At 58.1% G+C, this 23,850-nt stretch carries 21 protein-coding genes; 11 read left to right on the forward strand and 10 right to left on the reverse strand.

The genetic code is table 11. The features are described 5' to 3' along the window. Window positions 1-176 precede the first annotated feature (176 nt). The 7 genes from gyrA to I2G43_RS06165 form a co-directional block, all read right to left on the reverse strand. A complete protein-coding gene (gyrA, locus tag I2G43_RS06135) occupies window positions 177-2,888 on the reverse strand; it encodes a DNA gyrase subunit A (protein ID WP_195535491.1) in 2,712 nt (903 codons plus the stop codon). Window positions 2,889-3,096: 208 nt separating this feature from the next. Then, entirely contained in the window at window positions 3,097-5,127 is a 2,031-nt protein-coding gene (gene gyrB, locus I2G43_RS06140; protein ID WP_195535471.1) for a DNA topoisomerase (ATP-hydrolyzing) subunit B, read from the reverse strand. Window positions 5,128-5,232: 105 nt separating this feature from the next. Next, complete coding sequence (locus tag I2G43_RS06145) at window positions 5,233-5,796, reverse strand: DciA family protein (protein ID WP_271734049.1); 564 nt, start codon at window positions 5,794-5,796, stop codon at window positions 5,233-5,235. Then, a complete protein-coding gene (gene recF, locus I2G43_RS06150) occupies window positions 5,783-6,889 on the reverse strand; it encodes a DNA replication/repair protein RecF (RefSeq protein WP_195535472.1) in 1,107 nt (368 codons plus the stop codon). The genes I2G43_RS06145 and recF overlap by 14 nt, the downstream gene beginning before the upstream one ends. A 9-nt stretch (window positions 6,890-6,898) precedes the next feature. Beyond that, on the reverse strand, window positions 6,899-8,002 hold the full coding sequence (dnaN, locus tag I2G43_RS06155) for a DNA polymerase III subunit beta (protein ID WP_195535473.1): 1,104 nt from the start codon (window positions 8,000-8,002) through the stop codon (window positions 6,899-6,901). A 238-nt stretch (window positions 8,003-8,240) separates the two neighbouring features. After that, the gene (locus I2G43_RS06160; RefSeq protein ID WP_324249509.1) at window positions 8,241-9,965 is read right to left on the reverse strand and encodes a DnaA ATPase domain-containing protein; all 1,725 of its coding nucleotides are present in this window, start codon (window positions 9,963-9,965) and stop codon (window positions 8,241-8,243) included. 15 nt (window positions 9,966-9,980) lie between these two features. Then, window positions 9,981-11,333, reverse strand: coding sequence for an ATP-binding protein (locus I2G43_RS06165; RefSeq protein ID WP_195535474.1), 1,353 nt, complete (start codon window positions 11,331-11,333; stop codon window positions 9,981-9,983). A gap of 345 nt (window positions 11,334-11,678) precedes the next feature. On the opposite strand from I2G43_RS06165, the gene rpmH reads away from it, so the two are divergent. The 9 genes from rpmH (at window position 11,679) to I2G43_RS06210 (ending at window position 16,720) form a co-directional block, all read left to right on the forward strand. Continuing rightward, window positions 11,679-11,813 carry a 50S ribosomal protein L34 gene (rpmH, locus tag I2G43_RS06170; protein WP_019127408.1) on the forward strand — a complete coding sequence of 45 codons (135 nt, stop codon included), beginning with the start codon at window positions 11,679-11,681 and terminating at the stop codon, window positions 11,811-11,813. A 20-nt stretch (window positions 11,814-11,833) separates the two neighbouring features. Continuing rightward, window positions 11,834-12,172 carry a ribonuclease P protein component gene (gene rnpA / locus I2G43_RS06175; protein ID WP_082435526.1) on the forward strand — a complete coding sequence of 113 codons (339 nt, stop codon included), beginning with the start codon at window positions 11,834-11,836 and terminating at the stop codon, window positions 12,170-12,172. After that, window positions 12,169-12,393: a membrane protein insertion efficiency factor YidD gene (gene yidD / locus I2G43_RS06180; protein WP_022093804.1), complete on the forward strand. Its 225-nt coding sequence runs from the start codon at window positions 12,169-12,171 to the stop codon at window positions 12,391-12,393. Before rnpA ends, yidD begins: the two co-directional genes overlap by 4 nt. A gap of 29 nt (window positions 12,394-12,422) precedes the next feature. After that, complete coding sequence (locus I2G43_RS06185) at window positions 12,423-13,193, forward strand: YidC/Oxa1 family membrane protein insertase (RefSeq protein WP_117564014.1); 771 nt, start codon at window positions 12,423-12,425, stop codon at window positions 13,191-13,193. 44 nt (window positions 13,194-13,237) lie between these two features. Beyond that, on the forward strand, window positions 13,238-13,807 hold the full coding sequence (locus I2G43_RS06190; protein WP_195535475.1) for a protein jag: 570 nt from the start codon (window positions 13,238-13,240) through the stop codon (window positions 13,805-13,807). A 102-nt stretch (window positions 13,808-13,909) separates the two neighbouring features. Next, the gene (gene rsmG / locus I2G43_RS06195; protein WP_324249510.1) at window positions 13,910-14,641 is read left to right on the forward strand and encodes a 16S rRNA (guanine(527)-N(7))-methyltransferase RsmG; all 732 of its coding nucleotides are present in this window, start codon (window positions 13,910-13,912) and stop codon (window positions 14,639-14,641) included. A 136-nt stretch (window positions 14,642-14,777) separates the two neighbouring features. Further along, entirely contained in the window at window positions 14,778-15,578 is an 801-nt protein-coding gene (locus I2G43_RS06200; RefSeq protein ID WP_022093800.1) for a ParA family protein, read from the forward strand. 43 nt (window positions 15,579-15,621) lie between these two features. Further along, window positions 15,622-16,476, forward strand: coding sequence for a ParB/RepB/Spo0J family partition protein (locus I2G43_RS06205; protein ID WP_195535493.1), 855 nt, complete (start codon window positions 15,622-15,624; stop codon window positions 16,474-16,476). Further along, window positions 16,466-16,720, forward strand: coding sequence for a hypothetical protein (locus tag I2G43_RS06210; RefSeq protein WP_195535477.1), 255 nt, complete (start codon window positions 16,466-16,468; stop codon window positions 16,718-16,720). The genes I2G43_RS06205 and I2G43_RS06210 overlap by 11 nt, the downstream gene beginning before the upstream one ends. A gap of 195 nt (window positions 16,721-16,915) precedes the next feature. Here I2G43_RS06210 and rlmN read toward each other — a convergent pair whose 3' ends face one another. After that, on the reverse strand, window positions 16,916-17,968 hold the full coding sequence (gene rlmN / locus I2G43_RS06215) for a 23S rRNA (adenine(2503)-C(2))-methyltransferase RlmN (RefSeq protein WP_055287295.1): 1,053 nt from the start codon (window positions 17,966-17,968) through the stop codon (window positions 16,916-16,918). Between the two features lie 85 nt (window positions 17,969-18,053). On the opposite strand from rlmN, the gene I2G43_RS06220 reads away from it, so the two are divergent. Next, window positions 18,054-19,019 (forward strand): D-alanine--D-alanine ligase family protein, encoded by a 966-nt coding sequence (locus tag I2G43_RS06220; RefSeq protein WP_195535478.1) that lies wholly within the window; start codon window positions 18,054-18,056, stop codon window positions 19,017-19,019. Continuing rightward, window positions 19,013-21,907, forward strand: a complete 2,895-nt coding sequence (locus I2G43_RS06225; RefSeq protein WP_195535479.1) for a helicase C-terminal domain-containing protein — start codon at window positions 19,013-19,015, stop codon at window positions 21,905-21,907. The genes I2G43_RS06220 and I2G43_RS06225 overlap by 7 nt, the downstream gene beginning before the upstream one ends. Here I2G43_RS06225 and I2G43_RS06230 read toward each other — a convergent pair. Together I2G43_RS06230 and I2G43_RS06235 are read right to left on the reverse strand one after the other, a co-directional pair. After that, window positions 21,904-22,821, reverse strand: a complete 918-nt coding sequence (locus tag I2G43_RS06230; protein ID WP_195535480.1) for a helix-turn-helix transcriptional regulator — start codon at window positions 22,819-22,821, stop codon at window positions 21,904-21,906. The two genes, I2G43_RS06225 and I2G43_RS06230, sit on opposite strands and share 4 nt — an antisense overlap. Continuing rightward, entirely contained in the window at window positions 22,808-23,830 is a 1,023-nt protein-coding gene (locus I2G43_RS06235) for a helix-turn-helix transcriptional regulator (protein WP_195535481.1), read from the reverse strand. Before I2G43_RS06235 ends, I2G43_RS06230 begins: the two co-directional genes overlap by 14 nt. Window positions 23,831-23,850 lie beyond the last annotated feature (20 nt).

Genomic DNA, 23,850 nt, shown 5'->3' on the forward strand with positions numbered 1-23,850 from the left:
CTCGCACGGAGAGCACATTAAGTGCTCTCCGGCTCGTGCGGAACTCGCGATCGACTTCGTATGCCGCCGGGCAGCCGGGGCCGACGCGAGGTTCAAGATTGTCAAAAAAGCGGTCGGCGCGCAGTGCGCCGACCGCCGATGTAAGGGGTCTGATGATTTTTACCAGCTAGGGCCTCTTACTCGTCTAGGAGATCCTCTGGCATGTCGTTGCCGTCGCCTAGGTCGACTGGGGCCTCTTCGGCGTCGGTTGCGGCCTCGGCGCCTTCGCCTTCGGGCTTCTCCTTGGCGGCCGTCATGCGGGCTACGGCGCAGATGCGGTCGTTGTCGTCGACGGTCATCATCTTGACGCCCTGGGTAGCGCGGCCAGTCTGGCTGATCTCGTCGGTCTTGACGCGAATGACCGTCGCGCCCTCCGTCACGATGAACAGCTCGTGCTGCGGGCCCACCGTCTTCATGGCCGCGAGGTTACCCTTACGCTCGGTCATTTGGATGGTGTAGACGCCCTGGCCGCCGCGATTCTGCTCCGGGTAGTCCGCGACCGGCGTGCGCTTGCCGTAGCCGCGCTCGGTGATGACGAATAGATCGCCGTTGCCGTTAGTGACTTCCATGCCCAGAACGCTCACGCCGTCCTTCATACCGATACCGCGAACGCCGCTGGTATCGCGGCCGGTGGCGCGCACCTGCTCCTCGGAGAACATGATCGCCTTGCCCGCGGTGGTGGCCAGGATAATCTTGTCGCCCTCGCGCACGCGGCGCACGTTCAGCAGCGCGTCGTCGTCACGCAGGTTGATAGCGATCAGGCCGTCGCGACGGCTGCGGTCATATGCGCTCATCACGGTCTTCTTGACCATGCCGCTCTTGGTGGCAAACATCAGGTACTCGTCGGCAGGGAACTCGCGGCAGCTGATGACGCTCGCGATCTTCTCGCCCTCCTCGAAGGGCAGCAGGTTGACGATTGCGGTACCGCGCGCCTGGCGCGTACCCACCGGCAGCTCGTGCACCTTCAGGCGATAGACCTTACCCTTGCTCGAGAAGAACAGCACGTACTCGTGCGTGGACGCGATGAACATCTCGTCGATGACGTCGTCCTCTTTGAGGTTGACGCCCGACACGCCCTTGCCGCCGCGCTTCTGGGCGCGGTAGGCGGCCACCGGGATGCGCTTGACATAGCCGGTGTGGGTGATGGTCACGACCATGTCCTCATCGGCAATGAGGTCCTCGACGTCCAGGTCCTTCTCGACATGGCTGATCTCGGTGCGGCGCTTATCGCCGAACTTCTTGGAGATCTCGCGCATCTCTTCCTTAATGACGCCCAGGATCTTCTCCTCGTGCGCCAGCAGGTCCTCGTAGTAGGCGATGGCGCGGCGCAGGCCGTCCAGCTCTTCCTGGATCTTGTCGCGCTCCAGGCCGGTCAGGCGGCGCAGCTTCATCTCGAGGATGGCCGTGGTCTGCTCGGGCGTAAAGCCAAAGCGCTCGATCAGGCGGCTGCTGGCCTCGGAGTCGGTCTGCGAGGAGCGGATGATGCTGATGACCTCGTCGATATGGTCAAGGGCCATCAGGTAGCCCTCAAGGATATGCGCGCGGGCCTGGGCCTTCTTAAGGTCGAAGCGGGTGCGGCGGGTGACGACGTCGACCTGGTGGTCGATGTAGTGCTGCAGCATCTCGCGCAGGCTCAGGCATTTGGGAACGCCGTTGACAAGCGCCAGGTTGTTGGCGCCAAAGGTCGTCTGCAGCGAGGTGTACTTGTACAGGTTGTTGAGCACGACCTGCGGGATGACGCCCTTCTTGAGTTCGATGACCAGACGGATACCCTTCTGGTTGGACTCATCGCGCATATCCGAGATACCCTCGATGCGCTTGTCGTTGACGAGCTGGGCGATCTTCTCCTGCAGGGTGCCCTTGTTGACCATGTAGGGAATCTCGGTAAAGACCAGGCGGCTGCGGCCGGTCTTGGTGGACTCCACGTGAGCCTTGGCGCGCACGGTAATGGAGCCACGGCCGGTCTCGTAGCTCTGCTTAATACCGGCACTGCCCATGATGATGGCGCCGGTGGGGAAGTCCGGACCGGGCATGATCTGCATGAGCTCGTCGACAGTGGCGTCGGGATTATCGATCAGGTAGCAGGTTGCCTCGATCGCCTCGGTGAGGTTATGCGGGGCGATATTGGTGGCCATGCCGACGGCGATGCCCTGGCTGCCGTTGACCAGCAGGTTGGGGAAGCGCGCAGGCAGCGCCTGAGGCTCGGCGAGCGATTCGTCGTAGTTGGGCTGCCAGTCGACGGTATCCTTCTGCAAGTCACGCAGCAATTCCATGGCGGGCTTTGCCAGGCGGCTCTCGGTGTAACGCATGGCCGCCGCGCCGTCGCCGTCGATGTTGCCGAAGTTGCCGTGACCGTCGATGAGCGGCGTGCGCATGGAGAACCACTGCGCCAGGCGGACCATGGCCTCATAGACCGCGTAGTCGCCATGCGGGTGGTACTTACCGATAACTTCGCCGACCGTCCAGGCCGACTTCTTGTGCGGGCGGTTGGGGTAGATGCCGCTCTCGTTCATCGCGTACAGGATGCGGCGGTGCACCGGCTTTAAGCCGTCGCGCACGTCCGGCAGGGCGCGCGCCGTAATGACCGACATCGAATACTCGATAAATGACTGCTTCATCTCGCGGCCAAACTCCGAAATCTGGAGCTGGCCGCCGTTGATATCCTCGCCGGCCGAGGCGCCACGGTCGACTTCGCCAAAGCTCTCCTCGAGCTCACCGTCGTCATCCTCATCATCTTCATCCTCGGCGTCGGGGTTATAGGAATCCGGATCGCCGTCCTCGCCCTGCTCGGCGCGGGCGAGTAGGCGCTTCAGATCATCGGGCATGCCGGCGTCGCCGGCCTCGTCCATACCCTCATTGTTGTTGATATCGTCTGCCACGTTACCTCCTCATGGTTTGCGTGGTCCATTAGTTCCCCACCACGGAGACGGATTACCGGGAACACCGGATAACCCTCCTAGGTTTTCCAGGTGCCCCAGGTTGCCCTGAAGGATGAGGGCGCACGCCTTGCGTGCGGCGCCCGAAATCCTGAAGGGCAAGATGGGGTGCCTGGGAAAGCTAGGCGTCTAAGAATCGTGCGTCATGTGCGTGCTTCTCGATGTACTCGCGGCGATAGCCGACCTCGGAACCCATGAGCTCGCGCACGGCACGGTCCGCCACCACGGCGTCCTCGATCGACACGCGCTGCAAGATGCGGGTCTTGGGATCCATCGTCGTCGAGGCAAGCTGCTTGGGGTCCATCTCGCCCAGGCCCTTGTAGCGCTGGACGGTATAGCCCTTGCGCTTCTTGGTGATCTTGCCGTCCTTGGCCTTGCCGTCCTCGTCGTTGTCGTCGGGGTTCAGGCCCAGACTCTGGATGGTGTCGCGCAGGATCTCGTCTTCGGGCTGGCGGCCGTTGGGATACACGTAGTGGATCTTGTTGCGCACCTTAATGCCAAAGATGGGCGGGCAGGCAACATAGACGTAGCCGGCATCGATCAGCGGACGCATGTACTTGTAGAAGAACGTCAGCAGCAGGATGCGGATATGCGCACCGTCGACGTCTGCATCGGTCATGATGATGATCTTGTGGTAGCGCGCCTTGGTGATATCGAAGTCGCCGCCGTCGCCGGCACTCGTCGTGACACCGCAGCCGATCGCGGTAATCAGCGACTGGATGGTGTCACTCGAGAATGCACGATGGTCACCAACGCGTTCGACGTTCAGAATCTTGCCGCGCAGGGGCAGAATCGCCTGGATGTCTCGGCGACGGCCGTCCTTGGCCGAACCGCCTGCCGAGTCACCCTCTACGATGAAGAGCTCGGTCAGCTCGGCATCGCGCACCGAGCAGTCAGCGAGCTTGCCGGGCAGGGACGCCGTCTCGAGCAGGCTCTTGCGGCGGGTCGCCTCGCGCGCCTTGCGGGCGGCGTTGCGCGCCTTGCAGGCCTGTTGCGCCTTCTTGACAATCTCGCGGGCGGGCTTGGGATGCTCCTCCAAGTAATCGGCGAGGCCGTCGGTCACGATCTTGAGCGTGAGCGCGCGCATATAGGAGCTGCCGAGCTTTGCCTTGGTCTGGCCCTCAAACTGAGGATCGGGCAGCTTGACCGAGATAACGGCCGAAAGGCCCTCGCGCACATCGTCGCCGGTCAGGTTGGCGTCTTTTTCCTTGAGCAGGTTCTGCTTGCGCGCGTAATCGTTGATTACGCGGGTGAGCGCGGTGCGGAAGCCCTCAAGGTGCATGCCGCCCTCGGGGGTGTAGATGTCGTTGGCGAACGACATGACGTTCTCGCCGTAGCCGCTATTCCACTGCAGGGAAACCTCGACCTCGCCCATCTTGGCCACGGGAGCGTCCGGGTCCGATTTGCCCTCGATGTAGATGGGCTCCTTAAAGGCCTCGGGGACGTCCTTGCCCTCGTTGAGGAACTTGACGAAGTCAATGATGCCGCCCTCATAGCAAAACTCCTCCACGTGGGGAGTCGCCTCGCGCTCGTCGGTCAGCACAATCTTAAGGTTCTTATTGAGGAACGCCGTCTCCTGCAGACGGTTGTGCAGCGTATCGAAATCGTAGATGCAGGTCTCGAAGATCTCGTCGTCGGGCCAGAAGGTGACGGTGGTGCCTGTCGAATTCGAGGTGCCCACGACCTCCATCTTCTTGACGGTCTTGCCGCGCGAGAACTCCATCTCGTAGGTGTTGCCATCGCGACGAACCTGAACGACCACGCGCTTGGACAGCGCGTTGACGACGGAGATGCCCACGCCGTGCAGGCCACCCGAGACCTTATAGGCCGAGTTATCGAACTTACCGCCGGCGTGCAGGATCGTCATGACGACCTCGAGCGTCGGGATCTTTTTAACAGGGTGCTCGTCGACGGGGATGCCGCGCCCGTTGTCGACGACCGTGATGGAGTTGTCGGCGTGGACCGTCACCTGGATCTCGGTGCAGAAACCGGCCATGGCCTCGTCGACGGAGTTGTCAACGATCTCCCACACCAGGTGATGCAGACCGCTGGCGCTCGTCGAGCCGATATACATGCCCGGGCGCTTACGAACGGCCTCGAGACCTTCGAGGATCTTAATCTCGCCGCCATCGTAATCGTTTTCGTTTGCCACACGTCCTCCTTCAGTCAAGAAAATGTGTACAGCCTTACTAGTTTATCGTAAAAAAATACCCTCGGGAACGAGGGTATTTGGCTCTACAAGGCCACCAGATGCGATTTAAGGCTCTTTTTTGCTTTGCACGCCCTTGGCCCACTCGGCACTGGCTCTCATGGCATTCTCGAGGGCCTCGCGCAGTTTTTGGTCTTCGATGGGCGCCACTTGGCGCTCGATCTCGGTACGCTCGGCCTCACTTAGGTCGGCGTGCGGGGCCGGCGGTCGCTCGGTCGTCGCCGGGCGCAGGCGCTCCTTGGCGGCGGGCGGCGTGTGACCGGGCGCGGTGGTTTTGAACACCAGGCCGTCCACATGCGCACCGGCGCGCTCCATGCGCGCGCGGATGATCTCGCGCAACAGCGTCATTTCCTGCGTCCACGAGGGCGAGTCGAGATACACCAGCAGCTCATTGGACTCGGGCAGGTAGCGCAGTCCCGTCACATGCCGTCCCTCGCGCGTGCCCGAGCACACCGCGTTCCATGCGCGATAGACCGCGCGCGACTCCTCGGCGGCCTCCATCTGCGCACGGCGCTCGGGGGTCGCGGACGCCAGGATGCGCTGGCGCTCTGCGTTCAAAAACCCGCTGAAGGCGACCGTCTCGCTCTCGCGCTCGTAATTAGCACGTCTCACCCATGCTCACCACCTTGGCTCGATCAAGCAGGTCATCGGTAAAGTACCCCAGGTTGGTCGTAGTTATGACCGTCTGGATATCATCGCCGATCAGCCGCAGGAAAGCGCCGCGACGCTCGCCGTCGAGCTCGCTCATCACGTCGTCCAGAAGCAGCAGCGGGGCAGTGCCCAGGACATCGCGAGCCACGGCGACCTCGGCCACCTTCCAGGACAGCACCAGCGTGCGCTGCTGTCCTTGGCTGGCAAATGAACGGGCGGAGCGACCCGCCACGGTGAACTCAATCTCGTCGCGATGCGGTCCCACCAACGTCACGCCGCGGCGAATTTCCTCGTCGGCATGCTCGTCAAGGGCAGCCAGCATGCGCTCGTACGCCCAACCCTTCAGCTCTTCGCGATCCTCGACCTGGGGCAAATCCCCCAGCGTGGACGCATAGGTCACGTTGGCGGCCTCACCTGACGCCACTTGCCCGTAGGCAGTGTGCACATGGCCCGCCAGCCGGTCGAGCAGGGCCAACCGGTGCACGAGCAGGGCCGAGCCCGCGCGGGCAATCGAATCGTTCCACGCGCCGAGCATCTCGCGGCAGCACCAGGTCTCCTTGAGCAAGGCGTTACGCTGGGTCACGCAGCGCCCATAGGTGCTCGCAAGATCGGCATAGCGTGCGCTCAGCTGCATGCCAAAGTCATCGAGGGCGGCGCGGCGCACACTGGCGCCTCGCTTAACCATGTCCAGATGGTCGGGGCAAAACAGCACACTCGGCAGAACCCCGCGCACACCAGCGGCAGAGCATCTCTTGCCGTTGCGGCTAAACGAGCGCCTACCGTCCTCCGCGCTCAATCCCATATCAAGCACGCGGCCGTCGCCCTCGAGCCTCAGCTCGATCTTGCACGAGCCCACGCCGTCATGGACGAGCTCGGCTGCGGTCGGATGCCTAAACGAGGCGCCGCTCGTCAGCAGCTGCAGCGCCTCTATGAGATTGGTCTTTCCCGCCGCGTTGGGTCCCGCAAGTATCGTCACGCCCTCGTCCAGGGCAAGGCGATAGCTATCGAAGCTGCGGTAGTGCGCGACGGAAAGATCGCGGGCGAACATGGTCATGGCGCAGCGCTAGATGCGGACCGGCATGACCAGGTACAGGTAGTTAATCCTGTCGTAGGACTTAAAGATGCCCGCCTGCGAGTAGCTCTTGAGCTCCAGCGTGATCTCCTTCTCCTTGGACAGGGCATTGAGGCAGCCGAAGATGTAGTGGTAGTTGAAGGCGATGGTGCCCGACTCGCCCTCGGCCTCGACATCGATCGTCTCCTGCGCAAGGTCCTGGTCATTGGAAATGGAGGACAGGCCCATCTGACCGTTCTCGACATCGATCTCGAACTTGACGGCGGGGTTGGCGCTCGCGATAACGGCCACGCGCTTGAGGGCGGCGTTAAAGGCGGCGACGTCGATCTTGACGCTCGTCACGCACGAATCGGGGATGAGCTGCTTGTAGTTGGGGTACACGCCCTCGATACGACGCGACACGTAGGTGGTGTTGCCGGCCTCGAAGACGACCTGGGTGTCGGTAGCCCCGATCATGATGGTCGCCTGGCTGGCCATGATGTTCAGCGCGTCGTTAAAGGCGTCAGCCGGAACGTTGAGTTCAAAGGAGCCCTCGAGGGTCGAGGTCTCGACCTGCGTATCGCACACGGCCAAGCGGAAGGAATCGGTCGCCACCAAGCGTACGGTGTTGTTCTCGACCTTCATGTGCACGCCGCCCAGGATGGGGCGAGCCTTGTCGGTCGAGGTGACGCGCCACACGCGGCCGACCATTTCGGACAAGATATCGGTCGGCAGCTCCACGGCACTCTCGATGGCATAGGCCGGAAACTCGGGGAAGTCATTGGCATCGAGCGTGTTCAGCCTAAAAGAGCTCTTCTCGCAACCAATCAGCACCTGGCGCTCGGACAGCTCAAAGGTGACCGGGGCATCGGGGAGGGTCTTGGTGATATTGGAGAGCATCTTACAGGGGATAACCATCTCGCCCTCTTCTTCGACATGCGCCGCGATGCGATGACGGATCGAGATGGTGTAGTTAGAGGTCTGGAATTCCAAGATGCCGTCTTGGGCCTTAACGAGCACGCCCGACAGGATGGGAAGGGTGGATGCCGAAGCGACACCCTTCATAACGACGCCGATGGCTTGTGTAAGCGAGCTCTGGCTGACGGTGAACTTCATCTTTTAATACCTTTCTATAGATATAAATATCTTAATAATAGTAATAGCACTGACGAAACTGTTGATTACTCCCAAAGACGCAGGTCAGACCCAGAAAGAGAATCGACAGCAACCTGTGTGCAACAGGGGTGGTTTTCCACGTTCAAAACCTGCGCAAAACTTTTCATCGCCGCGGGTTGGGTTTTAGACACCTTATGCCCGTGGTTTCGACAAGTTTTCAACAGGTGTCTCTATTTCCCTACGAGCGCAGTGTAATTTTATCGCGCAGCGACTTGAGGTCTTCGGTGACGGTGCGGTCTTCCTGGATCATCTTCTGGACCTTTTTGTAACTCGTGCTGACGGTCGAGTGGTTGCGGTTGCCAAATTCGGCGCCCACCGCCGTGGTCGTCATCTCGCACATCTCGATGGCCAGATAGATGGCAATATGGCGTGCTTTGGCGATATTGGCGTTGCGACGCGGGCCGATGAGCTCCTCGTGCGTCACGCCGTACTGCTCTTCGATGACGGACTGAACCGTCTGGACGTTGATCTTTTTGGCCGATGTGTCGAAGTACTGGCTGGCGATGGCGTCGATATCGTCAAAGGTGAGCTCCCCGCCCTCGCGCTCGCGGTCGCCCGCCTCGCCGGCGCAGCGCTCGCAGAAGCTCTCGAGTTCGCGGATGTTGGTGCCCGAGACCTCGGCCATGTGTTTAAAGTGCTCGTCGGTCAGGTGCCCGCCGTCGCCCCCATAGGCCGCCAGCAGCGAGTCGTCGCCTGCCTCGGGAGCGGCGACGATGGTGTTCTCGTAATAGCGCTGCAAGATCTTGTATTTCATCTCGTAGCTGGGCTCTGCGACCAAGCAGAGCATGCCGGCGTTGAAGCGGCTGGTCAGACGCTCGTCCATGCTCAGGTCCTTGGGGGCGCGGTCTGCCGCGATGACGACCTTCTTGTTGTTGCGGATGAACTCGTCCATGAGCTGGAAAAAGTAGTCCACGCTCGCGCGCTTGCCGATGATGTTTTGGATGTCATCGATGATGAGCACGTCCACGCCGTGGTATGCCTGCATGATAGGGGCGTTGCTCTTCTTTTGGCGGTCGAACTCGGTCATCAGGTCGTCCAGATATGCCTGGGAGTTGGCATACTTGACCTTGATCTCGGGCGACTTCTCGGCGAGCTCGTTTTTGATGGCAAGCAGCAGGTGCGTCTTGCCCAGGCCCGATTTGCCGTAGATGAACAGTGATGTGCACGTGCCACGCTCGTCCGCGAGGGCGGCAAACTTGAGTGCCGAGCGATAGGCATGGCTGTTCTCGGGGCCGTAGACAAAGTTCTCAAAGGTAAATTTTGAGTTCGCGGCGAGCGGGGCTCCATCCGCATTCTGCTCGGCCGGTACGGTCGGTGCCGGCATGGGTGAAGCGGGGGTCGCAGCTTGCGTGGACTTAGTCGGCGCTCCGCCCTTCATCTGGTTCATCATGCGACGAAAATCATCGGCCGAGAGCGTGTTCTTGATTGCAATGCCCGAATCCGCGCCCGCCGCTGCGTCGTGAGCGATAGGCATGTGCGTGACGGGTGCGTTCGTTGACGTCGCCGCCGCGGTCGGCAACGGTGCCATGGTTTCACGGGAAACATCGCCGTGCTGGTGCTCGATTGTCGGCACGTCGCCTGCGGAGGCCGGCACCGCCGGGGAGGCAGCGGGAGCCGCGGCGGGCGCCGTCGCAGCAGCGGATTCCGCCACGGCTCCTTGCGGTGCCACGATGTCGAGCGCAATCGGTGCAAAGGCGATTTCTTCCAGATAGGCCTCAATAGTCGGCTGATGCTTTTTGAGCTGCGCGATGGCAAAGCGCGAGGGGGCCTCGATCGTGAGCGTATCTTCGGTCAGGCTTATGGCGCGCGATTGCCCCAGCATGTTGATGAGGCGTGCATCTTGGCCGTCGCGCTGGCAAAAGGCGATGGCATCCCCCAGGATGATGCTTGCTTCCTCGTCCACTGTCTCTCCCGTTCTTTAGCTCTGAGCTCGCACGCGAGCGGCGCCGAGTTCGGTCAGATGGTATTTCTGGCCATGCTTGATGACCAAGCCGGCCTGCGCCAAGTCATTGAGCGTGCGTGACCAAGTGGGGGCCGAGTTTCCAAACGCCCTCGCCAGATCGGTAGCACCGCACGCTTGATTTTGCGCCAGATAGCCCAGCGCGGCGTTGCCGCGATCGCTTACGAACACGTCCGGTTGTGGCTGCGCATACTGATTTGCTGCATTAGGATACATCATTTGAGCTGCTGGTTGTTGAGAACTCTGCATCGGCGGCATTTGCTGTTGAAAACTTTGAGGCCACTGTTGGTAAGGCTGCGGAGTCATCTGCTGGGCCCAGGGGTTGTACTGCTGCTGCGGCATCTGCTGGTACGGCTGCTGATATCCCTGCTGGTACTGCTGCGGGAACTGCTGGCCATACCCCAGTGGCGGCATCTGCTGATATGGATATCCCTGTTGGTACGGCTGATAGCCCATTTGCTGGCCACCCGGTGCCCCCGTCGCCTGCTGCATTGCTGTTGCATCCTGATCCGCCAGCGGCATGGCCTCTGGCGCGTTTGGCGGCATCGACATCGATGCCGCCTGGGGCTCTTGTGTAGGAAGCATTCCGGGCTGCTGCATCTGTCCCACGGGGGGCTGCATCTGTTGCGTTGCCATGGGCTGCTGCGCAAAAGCTCCCGGCAGGGGATATGTGGGCTGCTCCGTCTCGGGCCGCACGGCAGCACCGCGTCCGCCGGCACGCTCTATTTCCTGCACGCGTTTAGGGTCCAGGCTTACCGTAACCACGGTGCCGTTGCCCATGTTGTCCTCGATGGACACGGCCCCGCCGGCGTTTTCCAAATACTCCTGCACCATGGGAAACCCTGCTCCGGTTCCACGGATGTAGCGCTTCATCTTGCTGTTTGCGCTGGTAACGCCAAAGTCGAAAGCACGCTCCTTGTCGTCGATGCCGGGTCCTTGATCAGCGAAGCGGATGGTGTCTCCGCCGTCCAGAATCGAGATGATGGGCTCGGCAAAGTGCGCGTGGATAAAGTTTTCGACAATCTCGCGGATGACCATGAGCGAGATATGGCCACCTTGTTCTTTCATGCACTGGTAGACGGTGTTGGTCGTCTCTTCCAAATACGTGCGGACATCTTGCGGATCAATGACGATCACACGCGGTGTCGACAGCATATCGTCATAGACGGCGATGCGCGCGGCGTACATGGCTTTTGGCGCCTGCGTGGTCGTCTGCTCGCCTTCCTCACGCTCTTCGCGCACGCCGGTGATGTGCTCGTTGTCGGGTGCCGGGTCTCCGGAATCGACCATGGTGTAAAAGTCGTCAGACATGCCGCTCGCAATCTTTCAAAAGGTTTCGAACAAATAGTAGCTCACCGTGCAATGTTTCTCATCTTTCGACAACTTTTCAAAACCTGTTGAAAACTTTGGAAAACGGACGAAAAGTTCTCAACATTGCCAACATGACCTGTTGAAAACTCGATGAAATATCGTGAAAAGTTGCCATGCACCGCTAAATCGAGCTCGGCTTATGGGGGAACCGTGTGAACTGCGCAACCTTTTACCTTTGATTTCTTGACATTTGAACATTGATTTCCCTACAATCTTCAAGCTCACGTGTCTATATCTGCGTCCGCGCCCCCGCGGACACTCGAAATGCAGCAGGAGGAACTTAAGATGAAGCGTACGTATCAGCCTAATAAGCGTAAGCGTGCCAAGACCCATGGCTTCCGTGCCCGTATGGCCACTAAGGGTGGTCGTGCCGTGCTCGCCCGTCGTCGCGCCAAGGGCCGCAAGCGTCTCACTGTCTAGCAGCGATACACACATCTCGCATGAAGACTATTAAGTCTCGGCAAGATTTCGAGCATGTGTTCAGTCAGGGGCGTCGTTTCAATCACCCTCTGATTCGAATGACCATATGTGAATCGGTTGGCGAAGGCGACTCCGGAAGGGTCGCCTTCGTTGGTGCTAAACGGCTCGGTTGTGCTGTCGTGCGCAACCGTTCTAAGCGTGTGATGCGCGAGGCCGCCCGCAGCTGTGGATTTCCCGTTGCGGGTTATGACATCATCTTGTTCGCAACTCCCAAGACGAGGGTTTCTTCGCCTCAGGAGATGGACAATGCATTGCGTTCGCTTATGAAACGCGCCGGCGTTGCCGGGGAGGAGCGATGAGCAATCACGTTTTGCGACGTGTTGCCATCGCTCCTATTCGCATATATCAACAGGTTATTTCGCCCTTATTGCCTGACGCCTGCATTTATTACCCAACGTGCTCGCAATACGCCGTCCAGGCGATTGAGAAGTACGGTGTTTTGAGAGGCTGCTGGCTTGCCGTGAGGCGCATCGCTCGCTGCAATCCCCTGCACGTCGGCGGTTATGACCCTGTGCCCTAGCGGGCACTCGCTATCGGAGGAAAACTTACATGTGGGATTGGATCGTTAACATCCTTTTCGAGCTGCTCAAGCTCATCCAGACCTTTGCGGTCGACTGGGGCCTGTCCATCATCATCCTGGTGGTCATCATCCGTCTGCTACTGACGCCGCTTATGCTCAAGTCGACTAAGTCGACGGCACGCATGCAGGTGCTGCAGCCCAAGATGCTCGAGATCCAGGAGCGCTATGCCGACGATCCCCAGCGTCAGGCCGAGGAAATGCAGAAGTTCTACAGCGAGAACAAGTTCAACCCGATGGCTGGTTGTCTGCCGCTGTTGATTCAGATGCCTGTCCTGTTCGCCCTATTTACGCTGCTGCGTAACCTGCCGGACTACTTTAACGACGGCGCGTTCTCGTTCTTTAATATTCTGCCCGACCTGACCACCACGCCGAGTGCCTCCTTTGCCGATGGCTTTATGGTCGCGCTGCCTGCGCTGGTCTGCCTGATCCTGTTCGCTGTCCTGACCCTGATTCCGCAGCTCTATATGTCGCGCAACCAGACCGGCCAGCAGGCTCAGAGCATGCGTATGATGGCCGTTGTCATGACGGTCATGATGCTTTGGATGGGCTGGAGCCTTCCCGTTGGTGTTCTGCTGTACTACGACGTCTCGTCTGCTTGGCAGGTTATCCAGCAGATTTTTGTGACGCAGAAGGTCATCGACAAGGCGAAGGCCGATGAGGAGGAGCGCCTTAAGAACGCGCCGCTGCAGGTTGAGGTCACTCGTCGCGAGAAGAAGCCGCGCCCGCACAAGAAGAAGTAGCGGGATATCAATCTTATTTAGGTACCTAACTTTTGGAGTACGTTATGTCTGAAGAGATCATCGAGGATATGCTTGAGGAGGTTGCCCCGCAGGTCGCGGGCGATTATCCCGAGATTGCACAGCGCTACAAGGCCGGTGAAGAGCTGACCGACGAGGAGCTCGACACCATTGCCGATGTCGCGATTTCCATCCTGCGTTCCATCCTTTCGCACTTCGATGCCGCCAACTCTCCTATCGATGAGTATGAGGGCGACGAGGGTGAGCTGATTCTGGATGTAACGGCTCCCGACCTTGCTGTTCTCATTGGCCGTCATGGTCGCACCCTTGATGCCCTTCAGGTTATGTTCTCGCTTCTGGTGAGCCGTAAGCTTGGCTTTAGGTACCCGGTTGTGGTGGACATTGAGGGGTACAAGAGCCGCCGCCAGGATAAGGTTGCCTCCATGGCTCAGTCGGCTGCCGAGCGTGCTATCCGCACTCACAAGAGTATTTCGCTTCCGCCCATGAATGCCTATGAGCGCCGACTGGTTCATATCGCACTTCGTGGCAATGATGCAGTCGATACCCATTCCGAGGGTTCTGACCCAGATCGTCACGTAGTGATTGTTGCTCGATAATCTACTCGAGCTTATGCTAAGGGGACGTGGTTTCCACGTCCCCTTTTTTTGTCAAAAGTTCTCGATACACTGATTTTTGTCAGAAAGGAGCTTCTGTTGTTTGTGCTTACTGATCAGCAGGCTGACCAGATGTTGAGCCGACTTAGTTCATATTGCAAGGAGTATTCCTTGAAAGTCACAGATCGTGATTTAAAGGAATGTATCAAGCATCTAGATTTGGTTCTTGAAACTAATAAGACTACTAACCTGACGCGCATTTTAAATGTTGATGATGCAGCCGTCCTCCATATCCTAGACTCGCTTGTCTTACTCCCTTATATCAATAAGGCTCCAGAGGGAGCTTTGCTTGATATGGGAACGGGAGCTGGTTTTCCTGGCATCCCGCTGACTATTGCGAGTCATCGCAAGGCAACATATATTGACTCGGTTGGAAAGAAAGTTGATGCCGTTAATTCGTTCATTACTGCTCTGGGGCTTAAACATACTCATGCAGTTCATGATCGACTTGAGGAGTACGCTCGTTCTCACAAGAAACAGTATTCTGTTGTTACCGCTCGTGCTCTCGCTCCTCTGCCCGTTCTAGTCGAATATGCTGCCCCTTTTCTCAAAGATGGAGGACTCTTTGTCATCACAAAGGGAAGTCCTTCTGATGAGGAATTGAATTCCGGAATGTCAGCTGCAAAGATTTGCGGCTTCTCTACGCTACTGACTGATGCAATTGACTTGCCTGATGGTCTTGGACATCGCGAATTTATCGTTCTTAAGAAGACTCATACGGCTTCAATTGCTTTACCTCGTGCAAATGGCATGGCAAAGAAGAATCCGCTTGCCTAGATGTTTCACGTGAAACATAATGGTTAGTATCGACTCGAGATGTTTCACGTGAAACATCTCGAGTTTGATATCGAATCGGAATGTTTCACGTGAAACATCCTCCGTTTAACAGCATTAATACACACCAGGAGGGACCGTGGGATTTCGCGACGTTAAGCGTTCTAAGAGCGCAAAAGACACGCGTATCATTGCAATCATCAACCAAAAAGGCGGCGTTGGTAAGTCGACGACGGCTGTAAATCTCGCTGCAGCACTTGGTGAGCAAGGTCGAAAGACACTCATTGTCGATTTTGACCCACAAGGTAACAGCACCAGTGGTTTTGGAATCGAAAAAGAGGATCTTGATCACTGTATTTATGATGCATTGTTGAATGATGTACCTGCAGAATCGCTCGTTCTTGATACGAACTGCAAAAAGGTATTCGTAATTCCCGCAACAATTCAGCTTGCAGGTGCAGAAATTGAGCTTGTGAGTGCGATTGCGCGCGAAACACGTCTAAAAGATCTACTTGAGCCGATTCAGGATGAGTTTGACTTCATCTTCATTGACTGCCCGCCTTCGCTTGGACTTCTAACTATCAACGCTTTGACGGCTGCAGATAGCGTTTTGATTCCAATTCAGTGTGAGTACTACGCGCTTGAGGGTGTTACGAAGCTACTTGAGTCGATGAAGATGGTTAAATCGCGCTTGAATAAGGGCCTTGATACGTATGGCGTGCTTATGACGATGTACGACTCGCGTACTTCTCTGTCAAATCAGGTAGTTGAAGAGGTTCAGTCATACTTTGGTGACAAAGCGTTTAAGACTTTGATTCCGCGTACGGTAAAAATCTCCGAAGCACCTTCTTTCGGTGAGCCCGTAATTACCTATGCACCTCAAAATAAGGGTGCAAAAGCATATATGAACCTTGCAAAAGAGGTGATTAAGCGTGCCTAGTGCAAAAAAACGTGGTGGATTGGGCCGTGGACTCAACGCACTTGTGTCTGAGGCTGAGTATGAGACTGGTGGTTCTGCGACTTCCGCTTCAAATTCAGCAGCAGAAACCAAACTTGCGATTGAGGATATCGTTCCAAACCCGAATCAGCCTCGTATCCACTTCAATGAAACTGAACTCCGTGAGTTAAGTGAATCAATTCAGGAGCACGGTGTTCTGCAGCCGCTTTTGGTTCGCAAGCATGGTAACGGTTATGAGATCATAGCCGGTGAACGCCGTTATCAGGCATCGAAACTCGCGGGCCTCGAAGAACTGCCTGTCATCATTAAGGATGTTAATGATGAAGAGATGCTTGCCCTGGCGCTAATCGAGAATCTTCAACGTTCCGATTTGAATCCTGTCGAAGAGGCAAAGGGCTATCGACAACTTATCGATGCAAGTGGCATGACACAGGAGGCCTTGTCTAAGGCTGTCAGTAAATCGCGCTCAGCGATCACTAATTCCCTCCGTCTTCTAGACCTTCCTGATGTTGTTCAGCGGATGATTTTTGAAGGAAAACTTACTGCTGGGCATGCAAGGGCGATTTTGGCTGTTCCCTACGAAGATGCTCGAATCAGGCTTGCTGAGAAGGTAGTCGCTGAAGGACTTTCGGTGCGTGCGACAGAAAATCTTGCTCCATTGTTTTCTGCCGGAGAGACGCCGAAGACACCCAGACCCGCAACACCTCAGTCGTTTAAGAAGGCTGCTCGCGTTCTTCGTCAGGTATTCAATACCAACGTGCGAGTGAAGAGCTCTCGCGGTAAGAATAAGATTGAAATTGAGTTCAAGGACGAAGAAGAGCTCTCCCGTATTCTTGGCGAAATGATTCAATTTGGTCAGGGGGATCAGGATGAGGAATAAGTTTCTCACAGCCATTGCTTTGGTAACTACCGTCGCCGCTGGTGCCTTTGCCGGATATAAGATCGCGACAGACGATGAATTGCGAGGTCGACTGCTTCGCGGAGCTCGGGATATTGTCGACACATCAAGGAAGAAAATGGATGTGATGACAGAAGATGTCGCAATGCGCACTGCTCAGGTAACTAAGAATCCCAAGATTAACCAAGATTGGGTTAATCACCAGTGGGAGAATGCTGGCTTTTAGGTACCTAACAATTATCAGCCTTTTCTAAAGGGGTCCTTGTCTGGCATATGAGACAAGGACCCTTTATTTTGGTTGAAAAACCGTTATCGAAAGTTGTTTTCAATATAATGACAAATAAATGAAACAGCCCCGGTTGCATTATCGCAACCGGGGCTGTTCTATGTTTCACATGAAACGTTATAGGGTGAGACTCCCCTATGCATTCTTCTGAACCTTGAAGCGTTGCTTCAACTGACCGCAGGCAGCGTCAATGTCGTTGCCACGAGAATTACGAATCGTGGTCTCAATGCCACGGGACTCAAGGCGACGCTGAAGATCTTCGACCTTGTGGATCGGAGACGGCTTGAGCGGGCTGCCCTCAATGTCGTTGAGCTGAATCAGATTGACATGGCACAGCGTTCCCTCGCAGAAGTCGCAAAGCGCCTGCATCTCGGGGTTCGTGTCATTGACGCCTTCAATCATGGCGTACTCATAAGTCGGGCGGCGTCCGGTCTTCTCGGTATAAAGCTGCAGTGCCTCGTGGAGGCGCAGCAGCGTGTACTTTTTAACGCCGGGCATAAGCTTGTTGCGCGTAGATTGGATGGCGGAGTGCAGCGACACGGCGAGCGTAAACTGCTCGGGGATATCGGCGAACTTGCGGATGCCGGGGATAACGCCGCTGGTAGAGACGGTAAGGTGACGTGCACCAATACCGATACCGTCGGGATCATTGAGGATGCGCAGGGCCTTGAGCACCTCATCGTAGTTGGCGAAGGGCTCGCCCTGGCCCATGAAGACGACGCTCGTCGCACGCTCGCCAAAATCGTTAGAAACGTGAAGCACCTGGTCAACGATTTCCTGTGCGGTCAGCGAACGCTTAAGGCCGTTGAGTCCGGTAGCGCAAAAAGCGCAGCCCATGCCGCAGCCGGCCTGGGTGGAAACACAGACAGAAAGCTTGTTACGGCGCGGCATGCCAACGGTCTCGACGGAAACGCCGTCGTGATACTCAAGCAGATACTTGCGCGAGCCGTCCTTGGAAACCTGTTTGGTGAGCTCTGTCGGCGTATCGAAGGCAAAGGCCTCTTTAAGCTGCTCGCGGAAAGCCTTGGGAAGGTTGGTCATGTCATCAAACGAACAAACGTTCTTCTCAAAGACCCATTCGATGAGCTGCTTCGCGCGGAAGGCGGGCTGGCCAAGTTCGGCAACGAGCTCGCGGATATCGTTTTGGCTCAAGTCGCGAATGTCCTGAGATTTAGTCCTGGGATTCATGGAAGCCTTTCGATTTTGGGGAAACGTAGAGGGTATCGCTACAATATGGTATCAGCTGCAGAAATTATAGAGGAGGAGTCTGCCCATGCCGGGTAAAAGCCTAGAGAACATGCACGTAGCGGTCTTGGCGGGCGGTCATTCCGCTGAGCGCGAGATCTCGCTCAATTCGGGAAAGAACGTTGTGGCGGCCCTGAGGGAGGCCGGCTACACCTCGGTTGAACTGCTGGACACGGCTGCCGATAACTTTATGGTGACCATGGCAACCGGCGGCTTTGACGTTGCGTTTATCGCTATGCACGGAGCCGGCGGCGAGGATGGCGCCATGCAGGGCGCCATGGAGACCTTGGGTATCCCCTACACGGCCTCGGGCGTGCTCGCGAGCGCCTGTGGTGCCGATAAGGAGGTCTCGAAGCTCCTGTACGCCAAGGCAGGCATCCCCATTGCCCCTGGTCTGGCGCTCGAGACGGGCGACGAAGTCGATATCGATCACATCGTCGAGGTTTGTGGCGAGCGCTGCTTTGTAAAGCCCGCCGTCAACGGTTCGAGCTATGGCATCTCCCTGGTGCACGAGCCTTCCGAGTTGCCCGCTGCCATCGCCAAGGCCTTTGAGTACGGCGATAAGGTGCTGGTCGAGAAGTGCATCGAGGGAACCGAGATCACGGTGGGCGTGTATGGCGAGGATGAAGTTCGCGCCCTGCCGATCGTCGAGATTCGCAAGCCCGAGGACTGCGAGTTCTACGATCTGGACGTAAAGTACGTTGACCCCACGGATATCCATCGCATTCCGGCGCAGATTTCGCCTGAGAACTACGCCCGTGCCCAGGAACTTGCCTGTGCTGCCCACAAGGCCCTCGGTTGCCTGGGTATCTCGCGCAGCGACTTTATCGTGAGCGAGGACGGCCCCGTTATCCTCGAGACCAATACGATTCCGGGTATGACCGATACGTCGCTGTATCCGGATGAGATTCGCCATACGGACGATATGACGTTCCCGCAGGTCTGTGACAGCCTGATTCGCATGGGCCTTCGCCGAGCGGGCATTGCATGCTAATCAAGGACGCCGTATCCCCTGGAACACCGCAGTTTGTCATCGATTCCTACGCCACGCTTGCCGAGCGTGCCAAGACGCAGACGTTCGGGCTTATCGAGGAGGATGTCATCGTCCTCGACACCGAGACCACAGGTCTTTCGGTGCAAGACAATGAGTTGATTGAGATTTCCGCGGCCCGCCTTTCGGGCCGCGAGGTCGTTGACCGCTTTGATACCTTTGTGCATCCCAAGCAGCTGATTCCTGCCGAGATTACCGAGCTCACGAGCATTACGAACGCCGATGTGGCTGATGCTCCGTCGGCCGTTGACGCCGTGGCCGCTCTCGCCGATTTTGTCGGCGGCTGCCCGGTCATCGCGCATAACGCTACCTTCGACCGTTCGTTTATCGAGTCGGTCAAGGGCGGTGTCAACGTCAGCGATATTTGGATCGATTCATTGGCGCTGTCGCGCATTGCGCTTCCGCGCCTGGCGTCTCACAAGCTGTCCTTTATGGCCGACCTGTTCGGCTGTGACTCGGTGTCGCACCGTGCGAATGCCGATGTCGACGCCCTGTGTGGGGTATGGCGCGTGCTGCTCGTGGCGCTCACCGACCTGCCTCAGGGCCTTATGACGCGCCTGGCCGATATGCACCCCGATGTGCCTTGGTCTTATCGTCCCATCTTCTCGTTTTTGGCGGGTCAGAACCCGGGCTCCATCTTCTCACTCAGCGCCGCACGCGCCGACGTTCTCAAGGCCGACCGTGCCGACGATCGCGTGGATGCCGACGAACTGCCGGTCCTCAAGATGCCGAGCCGCGAAGAAATCGAGGCGGATTATGCTCCGGGTGGCCTGGTCAATCGCATGTATCCCACCTACGAGCCGCGTGATGAGCAGATTGCGATGGCACTCGAGGTCCGCGATGCGCTCGTCACGGGTACGCACCGTGTAATCGAGGCGGGTACGGGCGTCGGTAAGTCGATGGCCTATCTGGTGCCTTTTGCCGAGGCTGCACGCCGTAACAACATTACCGTTGGCATTGCGACCAAATCGAATAATCTCGCCGACCAGCTCATGTACCATGAGCTGCCAAAACTTGCCGAACAACTGGACGCCGGCCTGTCATTTTGCGCCCTCAAGGGCTATGACCACTATCCGTGCCTGCGCAAGCTCGAGCGCATGAGTCGCGGCCAGGTCGAGATCACCACCAAGCGCGATCCGGCTGACACGCTCACGGCAGTTGCGGTCATCATGGCGTACGTGTGCCAGTCGGCAGACGGCGACCTCGATTCGCTTGGCATTCGCTGGCGCAGCGTCAATCGTCCCGACTTTACGACGGCCTCGCGCGAGTGTGCCCGTCGACTATGCCCGTTCTTCCCCGACAAATGTCTGGTTCACGGCGCGCGTCGCCGTGCGGCGCATGCCGACGTGGTGGTCACCAACCACTCGCTGTTGTTCCGCAATGTCGCTGCCGAGGGTAGGATTTTGCCCCCGATTCGCCATTGGGTAGTCGACGAGGCCCATTCCATCGAGCGCGAGGCTCGCCGCCAGTGGGCGCGCGTGGTCTCGGCCGATGAGTCACGCGTTCTGTTTGAGCGCCTGGGCGGTTCGAGCTCCGGTGCGCTGAGCCAGGTTTCCCGTGATTTGGCGACTTCTGAGGGCTCCACGCTCTATCTTGGCCTAACCGCCAAGGCGACATCCACCGTCGCCCTTGCGAGCATGGCAATCGCCGACGTGTTCGATGGCGTTCGTGAGCTCGGCCGCCGTGCCCGTGGGGGTTATGACAATGCCAATCTATGGATTGGCCCCGAGCTGCGCGAATCGGACGACTGGCATGATTTTATGCAGTCGGCGCATGCCGCCATCGACGCACTGGAGCAAGCGGACAAGAGTGTCGATGCGCTGGTGCAAGCCGTCGCCGGCGATAAGCCCGAGATCGTTGTCGACCTGAGTGATATCTCGCATCGTCTGCACGAACTAACGGAGAACCTCAAACTCATCATCGATGGTACCGATGAGCACTACGTGTACTCGCTGCAGGTTAACCGCAGACTGCGTGCCGGCGGCGAGTCAATGACCGCAGAGCGCATCGACATTGGCGAGGCCTTGGCAACCGAGTGGCTGCCTGAGGTCCACACGGCTATCTTTGCCTCGGCGACCATGACGGTGTCTAAGAGCTTTGAGCACTTTAACCACGCTGTCGGACTCGACCGTATCGGTGCTTCGACGTCCTCGTCGCTGCATCTGGATTCGAGCTATGACTTCGACTCAAATATGGCCGTGGTCGTTGCCGGGGATATTCCCGACCCGCGCGATCGCGAGGGCTATCTGTCGGCACTCGAGCGCGTACTGGTCGACGCCCATCTTGCCATGGGTGGATCGGTGCTCACGCTGTTCACCAACAGACGTGACATGGAGGATCTGTTCGCCCGTGTGGAGCCCAAACTGGCCCGTGCAGGCCTGGAGCTTAACTGCCAGCAGCGAAATTCGTCCCCGCGCCGTCTGCGGGACCGTTTTATCAACGAGCCGACCTCGTCGCTCTTTGCGCTCAAGGCCTTCTGGGAGGGGTTTGATGCCAGCGGCGAGACGCTGCGCTGCGTCATCATCCCCAAGTTGCCGTTCTCGAGCCCCACGGACCCGCTCTCGTGCGAGCGTAATCTGCGTGAAGATCGCGCCTGGGCACGCTATTCGCTGCCCGAGGCTGTGCTCGAGGTCAAACAAGCCGCCGGCCGCCTCATTCGCTCGTCGACCGATTGTGGCGTGCTCATCTTGGCCGACCCACGCCTAGTGACGAAGGGCTATGGCAAGAAGTTTTTAACTTCGCTGCCCACGAGTTCCTATCAGCGCATTGAATCGGCGCAGATCGGTCACTATCTGCAGTTGTGGCGTGCACGCCACGAGCGGCGCCGCTAGAGCGGGCAGACTAAGGTCTTCGCCATATCGCATAGACGCTTTGACAGAGCGGGGTCATCCAGAATGTGGATGGCTCCGCCCGCTGCTATTACCTGGCTGAGCAGCCAACGCTCGGAGCCGTAACGCACGATCACTGTTGCCGCACCTGCCCCGTTTGGCTCGATCGACATAATACCTGCCCAGTCTAGACGCTCTGCCATGTCGAGCGGCATGAGGAGCTTTGCGCTCTGCTCCGCTTGGGAGAGGGAGTCGTGAAGGGATGCGGTCGAAGGCGCGTGGCGCTCGACAGAATCCTCGGTGAGGGAAAGACCTTCGATTTTGTCCATGCGGTAGGAACGTTGCCCATCAACCTCGATGTCCCAGGCAATCAGGTAGGTCTGATCGCCATGCGTCGCGATGCGCAAAGGGTCGATGAGGCGCTCGCGCGGCTGTGCATCGTCCATCGAACGATAAGTAATGCGGCAACGAACGCCGTCCTGAATAGCGCTGCTGAGCTGCTGCCAGTGCGATCCGCGGACAACAGTGTCGACGACGCGCTGATTGTAGCCGAGCTCTTCGGGAAGGAGAGCATGTCGAATCCGAGCCGCCGCCTGGGGCTCGATCCCCAGTGATTCAAGTTCATGATTGAGCACGGCGCCTTCGGCGGCACTCAGGCGCAGCGGCAGCACGCGTCCAGCATCGCCGGTAAGGGATATGTGTTCGCCGTTACGCTCGCAGATAATGCGGGCGCCCGACTCGCGATCAGCGAGGGTCGAGACGATATCGAGGATCTCGTCCAGCGAAGCTCCGGAAATGTCGAAGCGGCTGCAAATCTCATTTCTCGTCAGCCCCGCGCTTCCGGCTGCGTAGAGGGCTTCCATGATGTCGATGGCACGCGAGAGTCTCTGCTCGCTGGTGAGTTTACGAGCGGGCATGCTCATGCACCGTCCTTTCGATGAGGTGGTTCCACGCCAGGTTGAGTGCATCGGGGGCAACGGGCCTCATGCCGTCCATGGCATGGGCCATGCAGAATGAGGCGGCGGCGTCAAAGTCGCGCACGTCAACGGTCCAGGTCCATCCTTCTTCGCTGCGTGCAAGATCGCCTCGCCCGCGCGTGAGACCGCTGACCATATCGGCTTGCGACTCGCGCGCGAACGAGAACGTTGCCGCAACGGGCGGTCGGTCGGCAAAATCGAACTCAAAGAACAGGTAATCGTTGAGATTGAAGTCTGCGGGAATGGAGTATGCCTTTGAGGGGCGCCAAGCACGGACGATGCGGTCGCAGCGGAACGTTCTGATGTTGTCGGTGGCATTGTCCAGACCGCAGAAATACGCCGTGCCATCGTGTTCGAACATACCGTAGACGCAGACGGTGCGCTCTTTCTGCTCGCCGCGACCGTTCTGATACAAAAAGCGCAGTGCACAGCGCTCGGCAAAGGCGCTCCAAACTGCATCGACGGTGGGAGAACGGTGAATCGGCGCCTCGTCTGCGGCAGATATGCCGGTGAGATAGGCAATCTTGGACCGGATGTCGGCAAGCGGCGCGGCAAAGGCGGAGGAGCCGGCCGCAAGCGTCTGGTCGATGGCGTCTAGCAAGATGTCGGCATCGTCTGCGGTGATGAGCCCACCTGCCGCAAACGTGTGCTCGCGGTCGATCGTCCACGAGCTTTCCTCGGTCTCTTGCGCGCCGGCGAGGCGAACCTCTTTGATTACGATGCCGCGTTCGAGTAGTTTGTCGCGATCGCGGCGGAACTTGCGCTTATCCGAGTCGATGTTGCCCGAGCCATACCCCAAATCGGAATCCAAGACGATTTGTTCGGTCGTCAACGGCTCGGGAGAACTGTTGAGTACAAAGAAAAGATTGAGGATGCGCTGGGCCGTTTTATCGAAACTGGGTTCCGGCGTTCCCTTTTTGTTAATAGCGGTCGTGTCGCTTGCCGTCATAGAGTCCTCGCATGGGAAGG

The organism is Collinsella aerofaciens, from assembly GCF_015557435.1.
Classification (GTDB): Bacteria; Actinomycetota; Coriobacteriia; order Coriobacteriales; family Coriobacteriaceae; genus Collinsella; species Collinsella aerofaciens_Z.